The organism is Paenibacillus sp. JT22N15, from assembly GCF_059383755.1.
The window spans coordinates 484990-507809 of record NZ_JBXENV010000002.1; the positions used below are offsets into that span (position 1 = coordinate 484990).

Consider the following 22820-nt stretch of genomic DNA (forward strand, 5'->3'; position numbering starts at 1 on the left):
GTTGTCCCGTTTATTATACAGCCTTTACGAAAGCGGGAGAAGCAAAAACGCCAAGGCGGAGGGCCCTGGCGTTCAAAAAAGACAATGGTTATTTTAGATCGTGCCTCATTGCTAAATTCGCTTGCCTTAATCTTTTAAAATCGATTCAATACGAGCCAGCTCATCGCTAGAGAAGTCAAGCGAGCTGAGTGCCGCAACGTTATCATCAATTTGCTCCACACGGCTTGCGCCGATCAATGCCGATGTTACCCGGCCGCCGCGCAATACCCATGCGAGCGCCATCTGTGCAAGCGTCTGCCCGCGCTCGGCAGCATGAGCGTTAAGCAGCTTGATTTTCTCAAGCTTGCCTTCCGTAATTTGATCGGATTGCAGAAATAAGCTTGGTCCTGCCGCGCGGGAATCCTGCGGGATGCCGTTCAAATAACGGTTCGTCAAGAGGCCGCCAGCGAGCGGCGAGAACACGATGGAGCCGATGCCTTCCGTATCAAGAACATCCTGCAAGCCATCTTCAATCCAGCGATTGAACATCGAATAAGAAGGCTGGTGAATGAGGCAAGGCGTGCCAAGCCGCTGCAAAATAAGGGAAGCTTCAGCCGTCTGCTCCGCACTGTAGTTGGACAAGCCAACATAGAGCGCCTTGCCTTGGCGAACGATATGGTCAAGCGCAGCCATCGTTTCTTCAAGCGGCGTGTTCGGATCTGGACGATGATGATAAAAAATATCTACGTATTCCAGCCCCATACGCTTAAGACTCTGATCAAGGCTCGCCACCAAATATTTGCGCGAGCCCCACTCGCCGTAAGGGCCTTTCCACATATAATATCCGGCTTTTGTGGAAATAATAAGCTCATCGCGGTAAGCAGCCAAATCCTGCTTGAGCAGTTGGCCGAATGTCTCTTCAGCAGAGCCAGCAGGCGGCCCGTAATTGTTAGCAAGGTCAAAATGGGTAATGCCCAAATCGAAAGCGCGGCGAACCATCGCCCGTCCATTTTCCAGACGATCCGTACCGCCAAAATTGTGCCAGAGGCCCAGTGATACTGCCGGAAGCAGAAGTCCGCTGCGGCCGGTACGATTGTATTTCATCCCGTCATAGCGGGAATTTGCAGGCAAATACGTCATCGATTAACATCCTCTCTACTATTAAAATTAAAAGTTGGAAACTTTCATTTTATACTTCAAACCAAATATAAAGCGCTTGCCTCCTTCATTGTACACCGCTAAGACGCATGGCGCAAAAAAGCAGCTCCTGCTGAAATCCCTTTATTTTTATTTAAGATTAAGGTTTTTTAACCTGAGTTTTGTTATAGTAGGTTAGACAAGCGTAAACGGTTACGGTGAGCTGGCCTTGATCACCGCAACGTTTCGCGAAACCATTATAAAAAGCGTGTAAGATGATGAAGGGAGTTTGAAGAATGGATAACCAAGAATCGCAGCGTAAAGAAGAAGAGTTAAAAAATGCTGCGGAGCAAGAAACCAACACACACGAGGACAATCAACATACGACTGAATCAACAATAGCTTCACCGAATGCGGCAGGAGGGGCGCCTTTGGGTGGTTCAACTCCCCCGCCACCCCGTAAAAGCGGCAACGGAGCATGGATTGCACTTTCAGCAGTTTTAGCTATTTTGCTAGTAATCGTCGCTATTAAACCGGTATTCGGCGGTGGCAACAATGCAGCCGTTGCAACGGTTAACAAAGTCGACATTACGAAAGAAGACCTTTATGAGGAAATGCTGAAATCAGGCGGTAAAACAACGCTCGACAATCTGATTACACAGCAGTTGATTACGCAAGAAGCTAAAGCTTCCAATGTTACGGTTACAGAAGCAGATATCGATGAAGAAATTAATACGCTGAAAGCAAGCTTCGGCACGGACGAGCAGTTCAACGCCGCGCTGGCACAATACGGCGTAACGCTGGAGAGCCTGCGTAAAGATGCTGAGACGCAAGTGAAAATCCGCAAGCTGCTTGAGCCATCCATTACCATTACCGATGATCAAATTAAAGAAGCTTATGAGCAAAACAAAGCTTCCTACGGCACAGGCGAAGAAATTAAAGCTTCGCACATTCTGGTAGCTACGCAAGAGGAAGCAGACGCTATTTTGAAACAATTGAAAGATGGCGCTGACTTCGCAACGTTGGCGAAAGAAAAATCAACCGATACAGGCACGAAAGACAACGGCGGCGATCTTGGCTTCTTCGGCAAAGGCGTCATGGACCCTGCTTTCGAGGAAGCAGCCTTCGCACTGGAAGTTGATCAAATCAGCGACGTCGTTAAATCGAGCTTCGGTTTCCATATTATTAAGAAAACCGGCTTTAAAGCGGCAACTTCCCCGACTTTTGAAGAGAAGAAGGAAGAAATCCGCAAGCAGCTGCTGAATCAACAAATTCAAGAGAAATCAGCTACTTGGATTCAAGAGATTCGCGACAAAGCAACGATTACGAATACGCTCGAAGAGAAAACAGAAGAAGAAACAGACGCAAGCGCAAATCCAGACGCAGCTGTTTCTCCAGAAGCAAGCGCGGCACAATAAGCCCAACCGAATAAGGTTCACATGCTTATGAACGTGCTTATGAAGCAAAAAAAATCGCTGTCCGCCAGGCTTAATGCCTTTGGGACAGCGATTTTTTAGCTTTGCAAGGCAGCCCCTTTGCTCACGGTCACTTCCTTGCCGCTGGCCTTCAGCCGCTCTACCACTTTATTGAGTGCCAGCTGCGCCGTATGATCCCAAATGCGCGACTGGCTAAGGTCGATATGAATTTCGTCAGCTTTGCAGTCCAGCTCGATTAGTTCTTCAAGTCCAGAGGACGAAGCGAAAAACAGCTGTCCATACACCCGATAAGTCCGCTTGCTGCCTTCCCATTCGCTATGAATGTGCAGCTTGCGTGACACCGACACAACGAACCATACGAAGCTGATCAGCACGCCGACCAGCACGCCAGCAGCCAAATCATGCGTGAATAATACGGCAGCTACTGTCGCTACCATCACGACCGTTTCGGCAAGCGGCACGCTGCGCGGCTTGAACACAGAGCGCCAATCGAAGATGGCGACACAGACCATAATCATAATGCCGACTAGCGCCGCCATCGGCACCTGCGCCAGCAGATCGCCGAACAGAACGGCGAGCAGCAAGAGGAACAAGGCGGAAACGAGTGTAGACAGCCTATGCTTCCCGCCCATTTTCACATTAAGCACCGATTCCGCAACGAGCGCGCAGCCTGCCATACCGCCGAAGAAACCCGCGACAACATTCGCAACGCCTTGTCCGCGCATTTCCTTATTTTTGTCCGTACGCTCCCCGGTCATTTCATCGAGCAAATTATGCGTCAGCATCGTCTCCGTATATCCAACGACAGCCAGCGACAAGGAATAAGGAAAAATGATAGCTAACGTCTCCCAGCTAAGCGGAATATTCGGCAGCAGAAACGATGGCAGCGAAGCGTCAATTGCACCGACCCGGGTTACACCGTCCATGCCAAACACCCAAACGGCAAACGTTAGCACGACGACTGCCACAAGCGGCGAAGGAATCGCCTTGAAATAACGCGGGAGAAAATAAATAATCGCCAGCGTCGCCGCGACTAACGCATACATCAGCCACGACTCGCCCTGAAAATAACGCAGCTGCGACAGGAGGATGAGAATCGCCAGCGCATTAATAAATCCGGTCAGCACGCCCTGCGGCACATATCTCATCAGCTTGCCCAGCTTAAATACACCCATTAAATATTGCAAAATTCCGGTCAAAATCGTAGCTGCAAACAAATATTCGATGCCATGCTCCTTTACAAGCGTCAGCATCAGCACCGCCATCGAGCCTGCGGCTGCGGAAATCATGCCGGGACGACCGCCAAGAAACGTCGTAACGAGCAGGATACAGATTGAAGCATAAATTCCGACAACAGGCGGTACTCCCGCCATAAACGAAAAAGCCAGCGAATCCGGCACCAGTGCGAGCGTCGCCGTCATGCCCGCCAGCACATTCACCCGCACATCGGTCATCCACTGTCGTTTCCAAGATAAACTGCTCATACCCTTTTCACCTAATATCCTTCGCCTTTGCCGCCGTTCGCGATGGCGACGCTTGCGCTTGCACCAATGCGGGTGGCGCCAGCAGCAAGCATTTTGAGCGCGGTTTCCAAATCTCGTACGCCTCCGGAAGCTTTAACACCCATGTCTGGCCCAACTGTACGGCGCATTAGCGCAATATCTTCCTCTGTTGCGCCGCCTTTGCCGAAGCCGGTCGACGTTTTGACAAAATCGGCGCCAGCCTCCTTGCAAATTTCGCAAGCCCGCACCTTTTCCGCATCCGTCAGCAAGCCTGTTTCCAAAATGACCTTTACGATCGCCCTGCCCTTGCAAGCAGCCACAACCGCCTCAACATCGCGCTTCACGCCTGCTTCGTCACCTGACTTCAGCAGCCCAATGTTCAGCACCATGTCCACCTCGGTAGCCCCGCAGGCAATCGCATCTTCCGCTTCCGCCGCCTTCGCCTTTGAAGTCGTTGCGCCAAGCGGGAAGCCCGCTACCGTCGTAATGCCTACGCCAGAGCCAGCCAGCTGAGCAGCCGCAAGCGCGACCCAGCCTGCATTCACGCAAACGGTGGCAAAATGATACGTTTTCGCTTCGGCACAAAGCTGAATGATTTCCTCTTTTGTCGCGTCGGCCTTTAGCATTGTGTGATCAATAACTCCAGCTACATTCGCTGCATTCGTACTGCTCATTAATAAATCCCTCCACCTATCGTCTCTCTAGCCCGTCCCGTTCACGCCTCCGGCTTGTAATCCAGCAGATGCTTCGCCGTAATGTGATCAGTAATCAACGTATTCGCATATTGACCAGCAAGCGCACCATACACCGCTTCGACCTTGCTTGGGCCGCCAGCTACCAGCACGGACCATTCCTTGCGCTTCAGCTCGCCCAAATCAATGCCAATCGTGCGCAAGTCCAGCTCCTCGCTGACCAACTGCCCGTTAATATCTATGAATCTTGAGCAAATATCCCCTACGCCGCGCGAGAAAATAATGCCCAAATCCTCATCGGAAAAATAATTCGCCCGCATCAGCACCGAATCCTCGGTTGGCGCTCCTACGGTAACAACAGCGATATTCGCTTTTTTGCCCATATCAAGAATTTTGCGTATATGACGATCCGCTTCAATCGCATGCTTCACAACCGCATGGTCAACAATAGCTGGAAGCGGAATCAAATAAGGCGACGTTTGATAAGCTTTAGCGAACAGCTGCGCGATCTCGTGGGCATACGTATCGGTCTCGGAATGGCTGACACCTCCGTTGAGCTGCACCACCTTGACCTTCTTCGCATGCTTGTTCGGCAGACGGGTCGCTACTTCATATAACGTCGTGCCCCAGGTAACGGCTATCGTATCGCCATCCTGCACCGTTTCATTCAGAAACGCAGCGGCAGCTTCTCCAATTACCCGCTTGGCCATCGCATCCTCATACTTAGGTACCGTGGCTACAATTGCGCGCTTCAAGCCGAAGCGCTCCTGCAATTGCCGCTCGCGGTCCGCATTGTCTGCTGCCGGGTCCATAATCTTGATCTGTACGATACCGTCAACCTTCGCCTGCTGCAAAAAACGCGAAACCGTTGGACGTGACACGCCGAGCTTCTTGGCTATTTCCTGCTGATTGTAGTCAAGCTCATAGTACATGCGCGCTGCTTCAATCATTTTCATCTTTTTGTCGCTGAGTTCCTCCATCGGGCATCTCCTTTGGTGAGTCGCTCTTCCACATTTATCTATCTTGAGAATATGTTCAAAGAATTGTAAGCAATATTTCAGTTTCATTATATAAGGAAAAAAGCAAAACAACAACTACAGCTTTTGGACAGGATTTTCATGTCAACATGTGGAATACGTATAAGGCGCGACCATAAACGACATTCTGATGGGAGGTATCACCTGCTATGTTGAACAAGTTTAAGTGGTTCACATCCATTCTTTTGACCGCAGCCCTGCTTCTAGGCGCTGCAAGCGTCTCGGCGGCTGCATCCACCCCAGAGAAGGCCGGCAAGCATATTACGCTGCTGCATACGAACGATATGCATGCCCGGGCGGTAGAATCCGAAAGCAACGGTGAGCTCGGCTTTGCACGGCTGGCCGGAATTATCGACAGCTACAGGGCCAGCAATCCGAACACGCTCCTGCTTGATGGCGGCGATGCCATTCACGGCACTACCTTTGCCACGCTCGTAGAAGGCGAAAGCGTCGTACGCGTCATGAACGCAATGGGCTACGATGCGGCAGTCCCCGGAAATCATGAATTTAATTATGGCTACAACCGCCTCGTCGAGCTAGAACCCCAAATGGAATATCCGCTTCTGAGCGCCAACATTAGAGTAAAGAAAGACGATTCGCCGCTGTTTCATCCTTATGTCATTAAAGAGGTGGACGGCGTGAAAATCGGTATCTTTGGCCTGACCACACCCGAAACCGCCTACAAGACGCATCCGAAAAATGTCGATGGACTTGTGTTCACCGACCCAGCCGAGGAGGCGAAAACGATCGTCGCCGAGCTGAAGGACCAGGTCGACGTCATCGTGGCACTCGGCCATATCGGACAGGATGAGTCGAGCGTCGATACGAGCATTGGCATTGCCAAGGAAGTTGCCGGCATTGATGTTTTTATTGATGGGCACAGCCATACGGTGCTGGAAAAAGGGCTTGAAGCTGGCCATGGCACCCTTATTGCAAGCGCCGGTGAATATACCAAATACATTGGCGTCGTCGATTTATGGATCGATCAAGGCAAAGTAATCAGCAAAGAAGCCAGGCTGATTGATTACAAAGCTGCTGCAGCAATTGCCCCTGATCAAAAAATTGCTGAGCTGGTCGATTCCATCGTCGCTGAGCAACAGGAAATCCTCTCAACCGAGGTTGGCGAAACCGCTGTGAAGCTTGATGGCGAGCGCGAGCAGGTTCGCGCGGGAGAAACGAATTTAGGCAATTTGATTGCCGACAGCCTGCGCTCAATCACGAAGGCCGACATCGCCCTAACGAATGGCGGCGGTATCCGCGCTTCAATTGATGAAGGAATCATTACGCAGGGCGAGATCATTACGGTGCTGCCTTTCGGCAATCAAATCGTGACGCTTAACGTCACAGGCGCCGATATTAAAGCCGCTTTGGAAAATGGCGTTTCGGATTATCCGAATCCGAAGGGCGCTTTTCCGCAAGTATCCGGCATCGCCTTCAAGATCGATACCGCCAAGGCAAAAGGCTCGCGTGTCCATTCCGTTACGGTAGGCGGCGCTCCGCTCGATGCGAAAAAACAATATTCGCTCGCGACGAATGATTTTATAGCAGCCGGCGGCGATGAATATACGATGTTCGCCAGCTATCCGCAGGCCGGCATGTTTGGCGCACTGGACGAAGCGCTCACGAGCTATTTGCGGGAGCTTGGGACAGCAGCAAATCCAGCTGTTGAAGGACGTATTACGGAGGGAACAACGTCTAGCTCCGCTTCCCCTTCTACCAGCACGAAGCCTAAGCCGGAAGTTATCCAGCCCGGCCCGTCGTCTCCGGCAGGCACCACTCAGGAGGAGCCTGCGAAGGCTGCCGACTATGCCAACTACACGGTGAAAAAAGGCGATACGCTCTGGTCGATTGCGAAGCGCTATAATACGACGTGGCAGGCGATTCGCGACGTAAACCAAATTAAAAATCCCGATCGCATTTACATCGGACAGCAGCTCAAAATTCCGGCATAGCAGCAAAACAGCCCTCCGCCATTTTTAAATGGTGAAGGGCTGTTTCTATTATATCTCTGACATGTCCCGGCTAGGCTTGCATTGACTTGCTGCTGGACTTGCTGCTGGAATTGCGGCGCAGCCTGCGTTCAAAGCCTACATACAGCACAATGTACAAGATGAAAAAACCGCCAGACAGCAAATACATCGTCGAATAATTGGTCACAGCCGCTACAGCTCCCAGCAATATTGAACCGCTTCCGATGCCGATGTCAAAAGCATTGTAATAGGTCGCCGTCGCTACGCCTCTGCGCTCTGGCTCTACGAGATCGATAACCCAAGCCTGCAGCGCTGGGAACAGGGCCCCAAAGCCAAAGCCATAAAACAGCCCCGACAGCAGCAGCATCGCCGTAGAATGCGTAAAATAAAGCATGACGCTAGCAATAATGCATAGAATAGCAGCAGGCAGCAGCACCCACATGCGCCCTTTGCGATCAAACAACGGGCCGCTAATAAAGCGGATCAGAAACTCGCTGATGGCCACGACAAGGAAGAAAATGCCGACACTGCCCAGGCCCTGCTCTTTGCCAAACAAAGCGATAAAGCTGAGCACCGTGCCGAAGGGGATGCCGATAATCAGGCCAAGCAGCGAAGGCATAAACGCCTTGCGCTCCACGACGTTGTCCATCCAGCTTCCCGTTTCCGCCACAGGAGCGGCTGCGGCTGGCGCCTTCTTCTCCACACGCGGAAAACGGACAAAGCAGGTACTGATCAAGCTAAGCAGCATAACAACTGCCCCGATTAAAAACAGTGCCTTAAAGCCATATTCCGTCATAATCCAAATGCCAAAAAAGGGTCCTAAAGCGAATGAGATCGAATTCCCTGTCGCAAAAAAGCCCATGCCTTCCCCTCTTCGAGAGGCTGGCACTAAATCGGATGCCGCTGTGCCGAACAGCGTCGTTGCAATGCCGAAGCCGACGCCGTGCACGACGCGCAGCACAAGCAGTACGGCAAGGGTCGCAGCTAAATAATAGCCGGTAAGCGCGATAAGACTGATGGCTACTCCAAGAAGCAGCAGCTTCTTCTGGCCCAGCCGCTTTATGCCATAGCCTGTTCCAAGCCGGGAAATGACGGCCGTAAACGTAAATAAGCCCATAATTAGGCCAATTTGTGTTTGGCTGCCTCCCTGCTCCGCGGCAAACACGGGAAGTGTCGGCAGCAGCATCTCAAGCGCCATAAACAGCAGCAGATTAGAGCCCATTAATAAAATGAAATTTTTTGACCATAGCGCCTCGCGCATTTTTCTATCTCCTTTATGATTTCAATCTAAGTATGAGAAGTTCCGATCCCCTTACGATTCGTTCATCATATAGCAGTTTGAATACCCTGTCTACGATGAAAACGACTGTCTTCAATTTTCTATTGCGGTCTTCGGCAAGTGTGATAACCTGTAGGAGAGGTTGTCTTCAGAAATCTCATTTTCCATGCGAAGTGAGGAGCCTGTCTATGAAACAAATGATAAGCGATGAACGGCTCGATGGGATTATTTTCAAAAAATTTATTGTTCAGCTTATCCGTAATTATCTGTTTGGCGGGGCTGTCGCTGTCCTTGGGGTAGGAAGCATCCTCATCTTTTCAACCTTGCAGCTATCCAGCATTGAAATTTTTCGGCTGGCGCTGCTGCTCGTCGTTTCGCTGATCATCATGTTCAGCTGCGAATGGTTGGCTTTCAAACGGCATATTAAGCCTATACGCGATATTTTTTACATAGAAGCTACTTCTGCCCAGCTCCGAGAGGCATATTTACAAGTACATAACTTTCCGCTTTTATCGGTTAAACGGATCGCCGGTCCCCATTTTCTAGGTTTGGCGATTCCCGTTGGCAGTCTCACTTATATAAGTATAAAGCTGCAATGGATCGTATTTCCTTATTACTATATTGCGATAGGCGCGGCATGTGCGGTGCTGATTGCGGCGATGCATGCCATGCTTGAGTTTTTTCTGACAACCAGGGCGATACCGCCGCTCATTACGCATATACGCGCGATGCATATTAAACGGTTTAACGCTGATTTGACGCTGGAGGGGCAAGTTCTGGTGACAATCAGGCGCAAGTTTCTGCTCAGCGCTTTTATTATCGGAACGCTGCCGATGCTTATGTTCAGCCTGGCGACTCAAATTCGCATAGAGGGGTACGCCAGTACCAGCTCCGCTTCTGCCGCCTACTGGCAATGGGCCGTCCTCATTCTTATTATTGGCATTTTATTTTCCTGGCTTAGCGCATCGCTGCTCTCCAAGGATATTCAGTCGCCGATCGAGACGCTTCAGCAGGCGTTGGTCAGCGTTCAGGAAGGCAATCTCGACCATAAGGCCGAGGATATTTATTCGGATGAGTTTTCCAAGCTTGTGGCCGGATTCAACCATATGGTCGATGGGCTGAAGGAGCGCGAGAAGCGCAACGCCCAACTGCTGCAAAGCTATTTCATTACCCTAGCTGCGGCGCTTGAGGCTCGCGACCTCTACACCGCCGGGCATTCCGAGCGCGTAGCTGAATACGCTGTGCTCATCGGGAAGCTCGCTGGCTGGGACGATTCCGTATTGGATACGATTCGCAAGTCGGCGCTGCTCCATGATATTGGCAAAATCGGTGTCCGTGACGCCGTGCTGCTGAAGGACGGCAAGCTGACTGACGAGGAGTTCGATCAAATCAAGCAGCATCCGATTTTGGGTGAAAATATTTTACGGCGCATTGAGCCGGCTGATGCGATGGAGCATCTGCTGCCGGGCGTGCGCTCCCATCATGAACGTTTTGATGGCAAAGGCTATCCCGACGGGCTCGCAGGCGAAAATATTCCGCTGCTCGGCAAAGTCATTGCCATCGCTGATGCCTTCGATGCGATGACCTCCGATCGCCCCTACCGCAAGGGCATGACTGTATGCAAGGCGCTCACCATTTTGGAAGAAGGCAAGGGAACCCAGTGGGACCCTGGCCTTGCAGAGCTATTCATCCGCTGGCATAGGGAGCAGGAGCAGCAAGCTTCAGAAGATACGCGTGCAGAGGCGTAAGCGAGCTCTGACGCTCGATGCACAGCAGCATAAAGACCAAAAAAATCCGCCTGCATGAGGCGGATCTTTTTATAAAATCGTTTGAATATTTGGATTAACGTTTAATTAATTGGAAATCATCATAATGGAAGCCCGGGGAAACAATACAGGAGAACAGCGATGGCTCATCGCCAATCGGCTGCGACATTTGCCACTCGCCTGCTGGCACTACCGCTTGCGGCTGCTGGCCATTCAGCACATCGCCGCCTACAATAATTTCCTTTCTAAGCGTTGGGTCGTCTGAAGTGCCGCCCAGGGAAAGGGTAATTGGGCCGCCTGAATGCCAAATCCACAGCTCATCAGATAGTACTTTATGCCAATCCGACATCTCATGCGGATGCAATAAAAAATAAATCGAGGACGCTGCGGCACGTGGTCCGGAATAAGCCTCACCCAGCAGCTCCTGCGGAATTTGGAAGGAAGCCTTCCACAATTCTTTATACCAACCGCCCTCTACATGCGGTTGTAAGCCCAATGCTTCAACTAACGGCGAAATCGCCTTGTTCGCTTCACTCATCATTCAATCTCCTTCCAGCTGGAAAAAATGCTTATTTCATTTAATTCCCCCAGTGTATCCAACACTTGGGACAACGTCAATACCTTTCGCAGCAGCCTTGTGACATTCGGCCTACAATCATTTATAATAGTAATAAGAGACAGGGGGTGAATAGATGAACAACAACGTTTTGCAGCAGCCGGCAAGGCAAAGCCGGTTAGTGAAAGGCCTGATCATACTAGCATTGCTGTGTACAGCCATACTATTTGCTTATCAGGCGGAGGACTTGCCCGAGCTGAAATCTCCCTCCGACCAACTGACGATTGCAGCAGGGGACCATCATGGTGTCGCGATCCGATATCAATCCGGTATTTTGAAGCAGCTTTTCCAGATGACGCTTATAGGCATCACCATTATTTTAGGAATACTCGCATGCCGAAAGCAGCGGCTGATTCCACTATCCATTCGCCGTGCCTTTATACCGCAGCAAATAAAGGATTTATTTTTGATGCCTGTTAAATTCACCGGAAGCTTTATATAATCTATTGCCAGCATTATACGTATCCGTCCTATCATGATACCCACACAAACTCACGATATAGGAGCTGGCGAATATGAATATTAGAGAATCGGATTTACCAGGCATTGGACGTAAGTATCAAATGGAGACGAGAGGCGGCGACAAGCTCGTTGTCGTCATCCATGATGACGGAAGAAGAGAAATGTACCATTTTGAATACGATGATCCAGATGACAGCATTTCCATGGTTTCCATGGATGACGAGGAGGCCCGTCAGGTTGCTGCCATTATTGGAGGAATGACCTATACGCCGAAGGCGCTTGAGACGATTGAAGTCGCGCTCGACGATTTGACTATTGAGTGGTATAAAGTCGAAGCCGGAGCAAGCTGCGTAGGCAAAACGATCGGAGACTCTGATATCCGCAAGCGGACGGGGACGACGATTATTGCCGCGATCGACAAGGACGGCAAGCATATTAATCCGGGTCCGGATTATATTTTCAAAGCCGATTCTACACTGATAGTTGCAGGTGAACGCCCGCATCTTAAGACGCTTAAGCAGCTGCTCGTGAATGGGAGCCGTTAATTATGGATCATCTGGTGCTGGAGATTGGTCTCGCCGTCACTTTGATTGCCCTAGTCGGCTTAATAGCAAATAAAGTAAAATTTTCAGTCATTCCGTTTTATATTTTGATCGGGATGGCTGTGGGGCCGCATGCTCCTAAATTCGGCGTTTTCGACTTCCGCTTTATCGAAAGCGCCCCCTTCATTGAATTTCTCGGCCGCTTAGGCGTGCTGTTCCTGCTCTTTTATCTCGGTCTGGAATTTTCGGTCGGACGCCTGATGAAATCGGGAAAAAACATCGCCGTCGGCGGTACGATTTATATTATTATCAATTTCACGCTTGGACTTGTCTATGGCTTCTCCCTAGGCTTCCCGCTTGAGGAAACGCTCATTATGGCCGGTATTACAACGATTTCTTCAAGCGCCATCGTTGCGAAGGTGCTCGTGGACTTGAAACGAACCGCGAATCGGGAAACCGAGATGATACTCGGCATTATTATGTTCGAGGATGTTTTCCTCGCTGTGTATATTTCCATCCTCTCCGGTCTTGTACTCAGCGGCTCCAGCTCGCTTGGCGGCGTACTCCTCTCCGCATCCTATGCGCTTGGATTTATGCTCCTTGTACTCGTAGTTGGACGCAAGGCTGTTCCTCTGTTGAATAAAATATTAAACATCCGCTCGAACGAATTGTTTCTTCTGCTGATCTTCGGGGCTTTATTCCTCGTCGCAGGCTTCTCCGAAACGATTCACGTCGCTGAGGCAATCGGCGCCCTTCTAGTTGGACTAGTGCTAGCTGAAACCGCTCATATGAAGCGGATCGAGCATCTGATTTTACCTTTCCGCGATTTCTTCGGTGCGATTTTCTTCTTCAGCTTCGGTCTGACGATTGATCCGACGGCGCTTGGAGGCGCAGTATGGCTATCGCTAGGTGCTGTTGCCATTACGCTGTTCGGCAACGTGCTTGCAGGCATGCTGGCGGGGAAAAGCGCAGGACTTTCGCCTAAAGCGTCCGCGAATATCGGTCTGACGATCGTCTCGCGCGGCGAGTTTTCGATTATTATGGCGAATCTCGGCAAAGCCGGAGGATTAATGGAACTGCTTCAGCCATTTGCTGCCTTGTATGTTCTGCTGCTTGCGATTTTGGGGCCATTGCTCACCAAGGAATCCAAGCTCATCTACAACGGCATGAACAAAGTATTCCACTTTGACCGCAAGAAGGCTAAAGACAAAGAACCCATCAAAGAGCCGGACGTTTCCAATTAAACGACGGGTCTGCCTTTGCAGCCTAAAAATTTAACAAGCCTGCCCCAACCGACGAAGTGTTATTTTCGCGGGTCAAGGCAGGCTTGCTTTTTTATAGTTGGGTTATTTAGCTTGGCGTTTTAGCTTGACGTCCTAGTCGATGCCGTCTTTAAAGTTTTTGTTCCAATTTTTATCGCCTTTGTGAACGTAGTCCTCCACTGTCTTATGCAAGGTGTTCACAAGCTCTTCCTTGATCTTGGCAATTGTGTCGTAAAAGACAATTTCCTCCGCGCCCGAAATTCTCACTCCGGCTACTGCCTGTGCAGCAGCGAAACGGCGATGCTCTGACTCAAAGTTTTCCAACGCCTGCAAGGCATGCTCTACATAATGGGATAATTCCTGATGTTCCTTCGGAAGTTGAGCTTTAAGCTCTTGAATGCGTGTTTTTAATGGCATTAGAATCACCTCAGCGTTAGTATTTACCTCTGTATAATTACTATAACTGATTTTTATGCTTCGGGCATCCCAAAATATGCTAAATCGGCAATGAAGCGCCTATTCACGACGGATTGACCTGTACCATTACTTGCTTGCCGCTTACTTGAATGCCTGTCTGCGGCTTGCCTTGCTCTGTAAGATCAGCGAGCAGGCGCTCCAGCAGCGTCTTGCCAGCAGCCCCCTGCTTGCCTCCTTGAACGCGCACGACGAGCTGCACCGCATGGCCCGACTCCAGCAGCTTCACAGCCTGGCGCTGCTTAGTGTCGTAATCATGCTGCTCAATATCAATGCCGAGACGCAGCTCCTTTACCTTCGCTGGCTGGCCTTGTGCCTTCTCCTGCCGCTTGGCCTGGCTGGCCTCCTGCTTCGCTGTACCGCGCCCCATCAGCTTGCAGGGAGGCGGACTGCTCATAATGGACAGGCATACGAGATCTGCCTTGTGCTGCTTCGCCAGCGCGAGCGCTTCTGCGCGGGAAACGACACCAAGCGGCTCGCCGTTCAAGCCCGTCAGCTCCACCTCAGAAGCTTTGATTTTCTCATTCATCAGCATCGTAACAACCTTCTTTCTGCTGCTCTGTTCTATTCTCATTACCCAGCTAATCGCACAGCTACTCTTGATGCTGCTGAATCAGGTCCATCTTCATCTGCCACGTTTTCTCGCTTAGATGAATCGGATAAAATTCCGGATTCAGCTTGCGCTTCACTTCCGGCAGGAAGCTGCTTAGCTGCTCCTGATGAAACTGCCTAACCTGCGAAAGGGACGGCAGCTCATAAACGAGACTGCCCTTGTCGAAAATACATTTCAGCAGCGGGACCGCTTCGTAGTTGCTCACGTATTTGTATATATACGGGTGCAGCGGATCAAATAGCTTAAGCCTGCTGCCGTCCGGCTTCTCTTCCTCGCCGCATAACGCAATATAATCAGCCCGCGCCAGTCCCGTATTCAGGTTGCGGATACGGAACACATCCTTGCGGCCCGGCGTCGTCACCTTCTCGGGATTCGCAGACAGCTTGATGACGGGCACGTAACGCCCGTCCTTCCAGCGTGCGGTCAGCTTGTACACGCCGCCCAGCGAAGGCTGGTCCGCAGCGGTAATCAGCTGCGTGCCCACGCCCCAGATATCAATGCGCGCCCCTTGCGCCTTGAGGTTAAAGATCAGCGTCTCATCGAGATCATTCGATGCGACGATCTTCACATGCGGCAGCCCCGCAGCATCCAGCTGCTTGCGCGCCTCCTTGGATAGTAGCGCGAGGTCGCCGCTGTCGAGGCGAATCGCGCTGAGCTGCTTGCCTTGGCTCTCCAGCCAGCGAGCCGTCTTAATTGCATTCGGCACGCCGCTTTCCAGCGTGTCGTACGTATCGACGAGCAGCGTCACTTGATCCGGCAGCGCCTCGGCATATTTCATGAAAGCCTCTTCCTCCGTATCATGTCCCTGCACCCAGGAGTGGGCATGCGTTCCTTTAGCCGGGATGCCGAACAGCATCCCCGCCCGCATATTGGACGAAGCGTGGAAGCCGGCAATATAAGCGGCACGCGCGCCCCACACGGCAGCATCCGCCTCCTGCGCCCGTCTTGTCCCAAACTCCAGCAGCGTATCGCCGTCCGCAACCTGCACAATACGCGACGCTTTCGTCGCAATCAGCGTCTGGTAATTCATGAAGTTCAGCAGCGCCGTCTCAATAAGCTGCGATTCAAATATGGTGCCCTCCACGCGAATGAGCGGCACACCCGCAAAGACGACCGTGCCTTCCTCCATCGCGTACATGCTGCCCTTGAAACGGAACTGCCGCAGCCGTTCGAGAAAAGCGGGCTCGTACTGCTCCTCCTGCTCAGCCAAATACGCAAGCTCCTCTTCCCCGAAGCATAGCTCTTCTATATATTTTACAATGCGTTCAAGTCCCGCAAATACAGCATATCCATTGCCAAAAGGCAGCTTGCGGAAATACGCCTCGAATACCGCTGGCGTATCTGCCGTTCCATTTTTCCAATGCGCATACATCATGTTGATTTGGTATTTATCCGTATGCAGCGTTAAATTTGCGCTATTCACAGACACAAGTCACTCCGTTCTAAATGATGTCTGACAGGGGCTGCGAAGAAGGAGTGTCCATGCCTGATGAACGGCGGCGCTTTCAAGGTGAAACGGCTGTCGTCATCCTTTGGCGGAGCAGCGCGTTACAGTCCGAGAAATATAGGGAAAGGAAGTGAAGATCATATCCAATCCTATATTTTAATTTAACGCGACCTTCCTTTTCTGTATAACAGCTTTACCATTGCCAGCAGAAGCAGGCACACCACAATTCCGATGCACGCTCCTGTAAAATCAACGACCACATCCATACGATTGCCCGTTCGGTTCAGGCTGGTTAATTGGTTTCGCTCATCGAGCGCTGCCAAGGTCACCGCCGCTAAAAGCGACAGCATCGCTGGCGCAAGCATACGTCCCTTCATGACGACGCGCAGCAGCATAAACCAGATTGCTCCTAGCATAGCATAAACGAACAGATGGGCGCTCTTGCGAAAAACAAATTCGACAAAATGATACGGATTCGTTTTGGCCTCAATCGTCTTGCCTAAATACGTGATCGACAAATCAGGCAACAGCCGGATCAGCTGCTCCTTCCCGATCCACGCTTGCAGCTTTGGCCTAATCGTCTGCTGGTCGAAGGACTGCGAGGAGAGATGAAAAACAAACAAAATCCAAGCTGCCAAAACAACAAGCCATATTCCTATTATATAACGATTGCTCCTAGTTTCCACCTTGATCAGCTCCTATCCCTTCATTCCGCTCTTTCGAAACAAAACGTTTCATGATTGATCCTAATTGTATCAAATTTTCTTTCCGACCTACAACTTGCGCACGCATAACCTGTTAAAAATAAACGAAAAGCCCCCGACTTTGGATCGGGGACCTTTCATCGACTGGCTATACATCGCTCAAAGCGACCTGCCCGCTTTAGAAGGAGCTTCTTATGGCATTCAGGGCATTACGCCAACGATTCAGCATAGGAAAGCACAGTCGCCAAATCCTTCTCAAATGCGGCGCGGTACTCCGCAATAACAGCTGTGCTGTGGCCGTTAGCCGTCAGCTTGGCTGCCGTATCCGCTAATATCGCTTCGAAATCGCTTTTGATCCGGGCAACCTCCGTCTGGGCCTGCAGCTTCAGCTGCTCCTTCGTTGCTTCATCTCGCGCTGCCACAAACGACATATACAAATTCGTCAGCGTCGAGGTCGCTTCGGTTTTGAGCGTATCAAGCTTGCCCTCTGCCTCGCTTGTAATAACCTCATACGCCACCTTCGGCGTATTGTCGACTGCTCCGCCGCCGCCTGTACCAGGCTGGCTGCTTCCTCCGGTGCCTGGCTGGCTGCCTTCCCCGGTACCTGGCTGCGTGCTGCCGGCTCCCGCCGAGCCTTCGCCGCTCCCTCCACTGCCGCCTGCTTCGGCCTGCTCCTGCTGATAAGCGGCCGTTTCGCCAGTTACAGCGCCTGTCTTGCTATCCCATTTAATTGCAGCGCCGGATGCTTCCGCCATAAAGCGGATCGGCACATAAATCGACCCTTTGTAATAAAAAGCGGACTGATTCGCAGGCAAAGCCTGCTCCTTTCCTTCAAACACGAAGGAAGCCTGCACCTCTGTCAGTCTAATTGATACTGGTGAAGCAGTCGCCGCAGCGGCAGCCTCATCATCCGCAATCGCGCCAGCAAGCTGCTTTTTCAATGCCGCCGCTTCTTCCGCCGTTGGTTCAGCTACCGTTACCGTCGCCGTCTCGCTATTCCATTTCACCGTCTTTTGAAGCGCATAAGAGACGAATCTAACTGGAACATAAGTCCGGCTCTTATATTCAAATACGTATTGACCGCTTGGCAACTCCAGCTTCTGTCCATCAAAGGCCAGGCTGACGGGAAGCGGCTGTGCAACAATCGCTTTATTGGAACTGGAATCGCCCTGCGCCGAGGCCGCATGAGGCAGCAGCATGCAAAGCATAAGGCCGAGAAGCATAACAGATTTAATTTTAAATGTTTTCATTGGGTAGTCGTTCACTCCATTCCTCGCCCGGCTCCCTTGCTCCCAGATGGCTTAGCCAGCAGCAAGCAAAATAGAAACCGTGCTTTTCCTAAAATCATCTCTTAAATGGGAAGCAGCAGCAAGGGACTCGGCTCTTATATTCAAAATCGGGTTTTGTCCGCATTCAGTCCGCATTCAGCCCTCATTCGATTGGATTCGACATTATTCTCGCCACCTATTGCATTTGGCCCCCATTGTCCTAGCTCCTTTCAGCCCACTGCAAGGCATTGCGAAAAAAGGAAAGTCTCTTGCGGCAAATTTTGCGCATGGTACAATAACCTTATAATGTAAGAGACTGCGACGAAATAAAGTACCGCTAATTTCCTCGCAGCTCCTAATCCACATGAAAAGATAAGGCGGGATGTTGTATGTCATATTTATCGCTGAACAGCTGGAGCCTGCATAGACTGCTTGGCCCGCTTCATTGGACGTCCTGGGATGCTGAAACGCAAACCCACCAAACGACTGATCATGAGCAGCCCTTGGAGCTGACACTGCTGGAGCTGCCAGCTGTCGCAGCAGCCAAAGGCTATCAAGCCATCGAGGTATGCCATTTCCATTTCCCATCTACGGAAGCCGCTTATTTGCAGCAGCTAAGAGATTCTTTTTCGGCTGCATGTCTATCCTTTGACACACTGCTCGTCGATTATGGCGATCTAACTTCTCCCGAGGCGGCACGCCGAGAAGCTGACTATCAGCTCATGCAGCAATGGATCGACGTAGCGGCAGCTTGTGGGGCCAAGCAGGTCCGCATTATCGCCGGCGAAGCAGAGCCAACCGATCACGCGGCCATTCGCCAGTCTGCCGAAGCTTTAATTAAGCTGGTGGATTACGGCGCCGCGCGCGGGGTGAAGATCGTAACCGAAAACTTTAAATTGCTTACGAGTGTCGGCGACAGCTGTATGGAGCTGCTGGAACAGGCAGGGGATTCGCTTGATCTCATTACGGATTTCGGAAATTTCAGCGGACCAGCCAAATATGAGGATATTGGCCGCACAGCTGTGCACAGCGTATCCATTCATGTGAAAGCGATAAATAATGAGCATGGATATCCCGATCAGGACGAGCTTCGCCGCTGCCTTGATCAGGTACAAGCTTCCGGTTTTGATGGCGCATACGTGCTCGTCTATGATGGGCCGGGAGATATGTGGGAGGGGCTGGAGCGGGTGAAGGCTGTGGTTCAGCCTTATATCGCTTAGTTATTCATAAGAAAGACAGCTAGCGAATAGGCTAACGGCTACCACTAAGTGGTCTGACGCATTAAATAAATAAGCAATGACGTATTTGTATCATACATAGCGTTGCTGCTCGCATAGGGAAGAAGCCTTTCTCTACCGTTATCCATACGGGAGGGAAAGGCTTCTTCTTGCTTGCATGCAACTTACATGTTATATCCAATACACCCATGGTGAGCCGGAGGCTTCAATCGTTTATGAGCCGGAAGGCTTCATTTTGCGCCACAGCGTCGAGCGGTTAATGCCCAGACGCTTGGCAGCAGCAGATTGGTTCATATCCTCCTGCTCCAGCACTGTGCGAATAATATCATATTCAATCTCATCAAGCGTCTTGCTCAAATCAAGCCCGCCTGCTTCAGAAGAATGCTCGGAGCTTTCATGGCCCCCGGCACCTAAGCCGGAGCCCGCCTGCTTCAGCAGCTCCACTCGCTCCGCTTCCACATATTCGCCGTCGGAGCTTCTGACAAATTGATCAATGACGTTGCGCAGCTCAAACAAATTGCCGTGCCACTCATGTGTGCGCAGCGCCTCCATTACTTCCGGGCGCAGGCCGACAATTTGCTTGCCATAACGCTCGTTGTACATAATAAGGAACGTGCGGATGTATTCGTCCAGATCATCCAGCCGCTCCCGCAGCGGAGGCATGCTGACAATTCGCCCGGCAAACGTATCACAGAGCTTGCCGTCTAGCGCATTGCTGCTTTTCAGTTCCAGTGGACTGCGGTCAAACGATAAAATGATTTTGCCCGGCGCTGCGGCAAGCACTGGCGCCAGCTCGCGCTGATCAGCCAGCGACAGCTGGTCAACACCGCGGATATAAATAATAAGCTCCTCATTGTCCGTTGACAGCAGCTTCCTTAACGCAGCGAGCGCTGCTGCATCATAACGCTTTGTGACGGACAGTTCAATCATTTCACTGCCGCTCTGCGGCATGGAGCTCCAGCGCTTAATCGCAAACAGCCGCTTGCCTGCTCCCGTCTCGCCAAACACAGCAAGCGGATAAGCACGCTCGGAAGGCGACTGCCCAGCAAATTCATGATCGGTCATTACGAGCGGCGGGAAGGCATTATCCTGCTTGCTTGTGTACATCATCGTTATGCCAGAGCCCGGCTGATCTACAGGGCGAACCTTCAAATAAAACATGCCGCCACCAGCATCATCATTCATTTTGCCGCCAGATACGGCGACCTGGCGCTGCCCATCCAGCTGCACGAGCAGCTCCAAAGCAACGCCCTTGTCCAAATCAGCCATATAACGGCTGAATACGGGATAATCGGCGTACAGCCCGGTTTGATTTTCAGGCAAGTGGAACCACGCATTAAAAGCTTCATTAGAAAATTGGATAATGCCCTTGTCATTCACAATGGCATAGCCGGTATCCATCGTGTCCAGCAGCCGCTCGAAAGCGAGCTTCTTCTGCTTGTAGCTTTCCGACACTTTATAAATTTGCTTCGCCTGAGCGAACGCTTCAAGCACCGACTCGCGCCCAGACGTAATGAGCACGCCCTGCATGCCATGTTCATTGGCTTTGCGCACCGTAATGTTATCGCCTACTATGACTTTGACGCCCTCAGCCTTCGCAAGCCGCAGCGCCTCGTCCACCTCGCTCTCCTGTTGAACCGAGGCATAAGGAATATCAACCTCCATTAAACCGGATACCGAAATAAAGCCCTCTATAATATTAGGAAAGCCGATCATTTTGATCTTGGCCTGATAGCCCTTCACAACCATTAAAATCCGCATAATATCAAAACCGGACACCTGAATGTCAATGACGGGCAAATACGAATGCTTGCGCAGCAGTCGAGCCGTTCCGCCCCGGCTAATAATGACATCGTAACCGTCCAGATGGATGCGGTTCATGAGCGGCAGCACCTCGGACAAATCGCCCTGCAGCACCTTGATTTCGAATTCCTTCAGCTCTTCCCGCAAGCTTGTTGTCAGCTCCACGAGCCCCGGGTAAGGGGCAACTACTACTATTTTTATTTTCATCCTCATCATCACCGTTGCAGTTTAATACACTCATTATAGCTAAACGCGATCCGAATGAACAGTATTGTGCCCGGCAGGGTGCGGCGTGCTGCCACCCCCTCCTCCTTGCAGCAGGTGCAGCGTGCGGACGAATACATCGCCCGAGCCGAAGCCGCCCGCCTTCGTTACCCCATACACTTCTTTTGCTCCTGAAAATAACCCAATCGGCACGCCCGTCTCCACTTCGCCCTGCAGGCGGAACTTCTCCATACCGGCGAAGCGGCAAAACTGCTTCGCCGTATCGCCTCCCGTCAAGATGAGGCGATTCAAGCCATACGCCTCAACCAGCTGTGCGGCCGTACGGCCAAGCGCTTCCGCAATCCTGTCGCTGACTTCCGTCTGTCCCATGCCCAGCTTGCTTCCAGCTTCCATTGCAAGCTTGATCTCTTCTTGTTCGCCGGAGGAATAGAGCACGACTGGCCTCCCCTGCTGCAAGGCAAGTGCCGCCGCAGCGTATACGCGCTTTAGCTCGGCGTTGCAAGCCGCATCAGGTGCAACCATGACATGCGCCGCCAGCCGAATACCAGCAACCTGCGGCTCAGCAAGCAGCAAGGCGAGCTGCTGGCGCGTCTTAAAATTGACGCTCCCGATAACAGCAAGCACTGGGGCATCACTCGTCGCCAGCTCAAGCACCGCTTCATGAACGGTACCGCCAGCTGTTGTCAGGCACCCTGCCAATCCAGCCGAACCTGCCCATATGATGCGATATTCAAGCCCCTCAAACAGCGATACGATCCCGCGCAGCTCCTGCTCGCTTTGCGCATCAAATACGAGATAACGGCATCCTTCAGCAGCCAGTTCAGCAAGCCTTTGCTTCAAATGCGCGTGACCAAGCGCCATATCTGCGCTCGAAATCTGAGCCACTGCACGCTCGGATTGCCTGCGAATAAGCTCAGGAATGCCGGAGATGGTAATCGGCGTCTTCGGATCAAGCGCAAATTCCGTCTCATGCAGCAATTGTCCATTTAAATATAAAGAACCGTCCCTCACCGTACGGTTGTATTCCGGATAGGCAGGCGTACAGACGATAAAATCCGGCTGAAGCACGTCCTGCAGCGCATCGAATTCTGCGCCAAAGTTGCCTCTGAGCGTCGAGTCCACCTTTTTGAAAATCACATCAAATGGCTTCGTCTTCACATATTCAGCCGCCGTCCGCACGCGATCATAAGCCTCTTGAGCACCAAGCGAGCGGCTGTCCGTATCTATAATCACAACGTCGTCATCGAGGGCTGCGGCTGTGTTTTCATCAAAATTAAGCAGAACCGAAGCTTTGAGACCGCTTCTTGCGAACTGAACGCCCGAGTCGTTAGCGCCTGTAAAATCATCTGCGATTATTGCAATTTTCAA

Annotated in this window: 20 protein-coding genes; 7 read left to right on the forward strand and 13 right to left on the reverse strand. The window is 51.5% G+C overall.

The genetic code is table 11. From position 1 onward, the window contains the following. Window positions 1-126: 126 nt before the first annotated feature. Window positions 127-1119: an L-glyceraldehyde 3-phosphate reductase gene (gene mgrA / locus AC50X8_RS05750; protein WP_056031849.1), complete on the reverse strand. Its 993-nt coding sequence runs from the start codon at window positions 1117-1119 to the stop codon at window positions 127-129. Between the two features lie 293 nt (window positions 1120-1412). Here mgrA and AC50X8_RS05755 point away from each other — a divergent pair, with 293 nt between their 5' ends. Further along, window positions 1413-2534 carry a foldase protein PrsA gene (locus AC50X8_RS05755; protein WP_056031852.1) on the forward strand — a complete coding sequence of 374 codons (1122 nt, stop codon included), beginning with the start codon at window positions 1413-1415 and terminating at the stop codon, window positions 2532-2534. 95 nt (window positions 2535-2629) lie between these two features. On the opposite strand, the gene AC50X8_RS05760 is transcribed toward AC50X8_RS05755, so the two are convergent. The 3 genes from AC50X8_RS05760 to deoR are packed head-to-tail and all read right to left on the reverse strand — an operon-like array spanning window position 2630 to window position 5726. After that, window positions 2630-4036, reverse strand: a complete 1407-nt coding sequence (locus AC50X8_RS05760) for a SulP family inorganic anion transporter (RefSeq protein ID WP_494879027.1) — start codon at window positions 4034-4036, stop codon at window positions 2630-2632. 11 nt (window positions 4037-4047) lie between these two features. Further along, the gene (gene deoC / locus AC50X8_RS05765; RefSeq protein WP_494863845.1) at window positions 4048-4728 is read right to left on the reverse strand and encodes a deoxyribose-phosphate aldolase; all 681 of its coding nucleotides are present in this window, start codon (window positions 4726-4728) and stop codon (window positions 4048-4050) included. Window positions 4729-4769: 41 nt separating this feature from the next. Continuing rightward, window positions 4770-5726, reverse strand: coding sequence for a DNA-binding transcriptional repressor DeoR (deoR, locus tag AC50X8_RS05770; protein ID WP_056031859.1), 957 nt, complete (start codon window positions 5724-5726; stop codon window positions 4770-4772). Between the two features lie 209 nt (window positions 5727-5935). On the opposite strand from deoR, the gene AC50X8_RS05775 reads away from it, so the two are divergent. Continuing rightward, window positions 5936-7735 carry a 5'-nucleotidase C-terminal domain-containing protein gene (locus AC50X8_RS05775; protein ID WP_494879073.1) on the forward strand — a complete coding sequence of 600 codons (1800 nt, stop codon included), beginning with the start codon at window positions 5936-5938 and terminating at the stop codon, window positions 7733-7735. Between the two features lie 70 nt (window positions 7736-7805). Here AC50X8_RS05775 and AC50X8_RS05780 read toward each other — a convergent pair whose 3' ends face one another. Continuing rightward, a complete protein-coding gene (locus AC50X8_RS05780; RefSeq protein WP_494879028.1) occupies window positions 7806-9014 on the reverse strand; it encodes an MFS transporter in 1209 nt (402 codons plus the stop codon). Window positions 9015-9220: 206 nt separating this feature from the next. On the opposite strand from AC50X8_RS05780, the gene AC50X8_RS05785 reads away from it, so the two are divergent. Continuing rightward, entirely contained in the window at window positions 9221-10780 is a 1560-nt protein-coding gene (locus AC50X8_RS05785) for an HD-GYP domain-containing protein (protein ID WP_494879029.1), read from the forward strand. Window positions 10781-10874: 94 nt separating this feature from the next. On the opposite strand, the gene AC50X8_RS05790 is transcribed toward AC50X8_RS05785, so the two are convergent. Next, complete coding sequence (locus AC50X8_RS05790) at window positions 10875-11336, reverse strand: cupin domain-containing protein (protein ID WP_200931603.1); 462 nt, start codon at window positions 11334-11336, stop codon at window positions 10875-10877. Between the two features lie 154 nt (window positions 11337-11490). On the opposite strand from AC50X8_RS05790, the gene AC50X8_RS05795 reads away from it, so the two are divergent. The 3 genes from AC50X8_RS05795 to AC50X8_RS05805 all read left to right on the forward strand — a co-directional run bounded on the left by AC50X8_RS05795 (window position 11491) and on the right by AC50X8_RS05805 (window position 13662). Beyond that, window positions 11491-11856 (forward strand): hypothetical protein, encoded by a 366-nt coding sequence (locus AC50X8_RS05795; RefSeq protein ID WP_056031868.1) that lies wholly within the window; start codon window positions 11491-11493, stop codon window positions 11854-11856. Window positions 11857-11929: 73 nt separating this feature from the next. Continuing rightward, the gene (locus tag AC50X8_RS05800; protein ID WP_056031871.1) at window positions 11930-12421 is read left to right on the forward strand and encodes a cation:proton antiporter regulatory subunit; all 492 of its coding nucleotides are present in this window, start codon (window positions 11930-11932) and stop codon (window positions 12419-12421) included. Window positions 12422-12423: 2 nt separating this feature from the next. Continuing rightward, a complete protein-coding gene (locus AC50X8_RS05805) occupies window positions 12424-13662 on the forward strand; it encodes a cation:proton antiporter (RefSeq protein WP_494879030.1) in 1239 nt (412 codons plus the stop codon). Window positions 13663-13794: 132 nt separating this feature from the next. Here AC50X8_RS05805 and AC50X8_RS05810 read toward each other — a convergent pair whose 3' ends face one another. The 5 genes from AC50X8_RS05810 to AC50X8_RS05830 form a co-directional block, all read right to left on the reverse strand. Further along, a complete protein-coding gene (locus AC50X8_RS05810; RefSeq protein WP_494863834.1) occupies window positions 13795-14097 on the reverse strand; it encodes a hypothetical protein in 303 nt (100 codons plus the stop codon). 103 nt (window positions 14098-14200) lie between these two features. After that, window positions 14201-14728, reverse strand: a complete 528-nt coding sequence (infC, locus tag AC50X8_RS05815) for a translation initiation factor IF-3 (protein ID WP_494879031.1) — start codon at window positions 14726-14728, stop codon at window positions 14201-14203. Window positions 14729-14747: 19 nt separating this feature from the next. Then, window positions 14748-16190 (reverse strand): nicotinate phosphoribosyltransferase, encoded by a 1443-nt coding sequence (locus tag AC50X8_RS05820; RefSeq protein WP_494863832.1) that lies wholly within the window; start codon window positions 16188-16190, stop codon window positions 14748-14750. Window positions 16191-16375: 185 nt separating this feature from the next. Beyond that, the gene (locus tag AC50X8_RS05825; protein WP_494879032.1) at window positions 16376-16852 is read right to left on the reverse strand and encodes a VanZ family protein; all 477 of its coding nucleotides are present in this window, start codon (window positions 16850-16852) and stop codon (window positions 16376-16378) included. 275 nt (window positions 16853-17127) lie between these two features. After that, a complete protein-coding gene (locus tag AC50X8_RS05830; RefSeq protein ID WP_056031885.1) occupies window positions 17128-18168 on the reverse strand; it encodes a copper amine oxidase N-terminal domain-containing protein in 1041 nt (346 codons plus the stop codon). Window positions 18169-18575: 407 nt separating this feature from the next. Between AC50X8_RS05830 and AC50X8_RS05835 the strand changes: the two genes are divergently transcribed. Then, the gene (locus AC50X8_RS05835; protein WP_494879033.1) at window positions 18576-19406 is read left to right on the forward strand and encodes a sugar phosphate isomerase/epimerase family protein; all 831 of its coding nucleotides are present in this window, start codon (window positions 18576-18578) and stop codon (window positions 19404-19406) included. Window positions 19407-19637: 231 nt separating this feature from the next. On the opposite strand, the gene AC50X8_RS05840 is transcribed toward AC50X8_RS05835, so the two are convergent. Together AC50X8_RS05840 and AC50X8_RS05845 are read right to left on the reverse strand one after the other, a co-directional pair. Next, the gene (locus tag AC50X8_RS05840; protein WP_494879034.1) at window positions 19638-21434 is read right to left on the reverse strand and encodes a PrpR N-terminal domain-containing protein; all 1797 of its coding nucleotides are present in this window, start codon (window positions 21432-21434) and stop codon (window positions 19638-19640) included. Between the two features lie 39 nt (window positions 21435-21473). Further along, the gene (locus tag AC50X8_RS05845) at window positions 21474-22820 is read right to left on the reverse strand and encodes a four-carbon acid sugar kinase family protein (RefSeq protein ID WP_494879035.1); all 1347 of its coding nucleotides are present in this window, start codon (window positions 22818-22820) and stop codon (window positions 21474-21476) included.

Excerpts from the sequence above, each read along its gene's own strand:
- mgrA (WP_056031849.1), bottom strand. The coding sequence starts at position 1,119 with ATGACGTATTTGCCTGCAAATTCCCGCTATGACGGGATGAAATACAAT.
- AC50X8_RS05755 (WP_056031852.1), top strand. The coding sequence starts at position 1,413 with ATGGATAACCAAGAATCGCAGCGTAAAGAAGAAGAGTTAAAAAATGCT.
- AC50X8_RS05760 (WP_494879027.1), bottom strand. The coding sequence starts at position 4,036 with ATGAGCAGTTTATCTTGGAAACGACAGTGGATGACCGATGTGCGGGTG.
- deoC (WP_494863845.1), bottom strand. The coding sequence starts at position 4,728 with ATGAGCAGTACGAATGCAGCGAATGTAGCTGGAGTTATTGATCACACA.
- deoR (WP_056031859.1), bottom strand. The coding sequence starts at position 5,726 with ATGGAGGAACTCAGCGACAAAAAGATGAAAATGATTGAAGCAGCGCGC.
- AC50X8_RS05780 (WP_494879028.1), bottom strand. The coding sequence starts at position 9,014 with ATGCGCGAGGCGCTATGGTCAAAAAATTTCATTTTATTAATGGGCTCT.
- AC50X8_RS05785 (WP_494879029.1), top strand. The coding sequence starts at position 9,221 with ATGAAACAAATGATAAGCGATGAACGGCTCGATGGGATTATTTTCAAA.
- AC50X8_RS05790 (WP_200931603.1), bottom strand. The coding sequence starts at position 11,336 with ATGAGTGAAGCGAACAAGGCGATTTCGCCGTTAGTTGAAGCATTGGGC.
- AC50X8_RS05795 (WP_056031868.1), top strand. The coding sequence starts at position 11,491 with ATGAACAACAACGTTTTGCAGCAGCCGGCAAGGCAAAGCCGGTTAGTG.
- AC50X8_RS05800 (WP_056031871.1), top strand. The coding sequence starts at position 11,930 with ATGAATATTAGAGAATCGGATTTACCAGGCATTGGACGTAAGTATCAA.
- AC50X8_RS05805 (WP_494879030.1), top strand. The coding sequence starts at position 12,424 with ATGGATCATCTGGTGCTGGAGATTGGTCTCGCCGTCACTTTGATTGCC.
- AC50X8_RS05810 (WP_494863834.1), bottom strand. The coding sequence starts at position 14,097 with ATGCCATTAAAAACACGCATTCAAGAGCTTAAAGCTCAACTTCCGAAG.
- infC (WP_494879031.1), bottom strand. The coding sequence starts at position 14,728 with ATGAGAATAGAACAGAGCAGCAGAAAGAAGGTTGTTACGATGCTGATG.
- AC50X8_RS05830 (WP_056031885.1), bottom strand. The coding sequence starts at position 18,168 with ATGAAAACATTTAAAATTAAATCTGTTATGCTTCTCGGCCTTATGCTT.
- AC50X8_RS05835 (WP_494879033.1), top strand. The coding sequence starts at position 18,576 with ATGTCATATTTATCGCTGAACAGCTGGAGCCTGCATAGACTGCTTGGC.
- AC50X8_RS05840 (WP_494879034.1), bottom strand. The coding sequence starts at position 21,434 with ATGAAAATAAAAATAGTAGTAGTTGCCCCTTACCCGGGGCTCGTGGAG.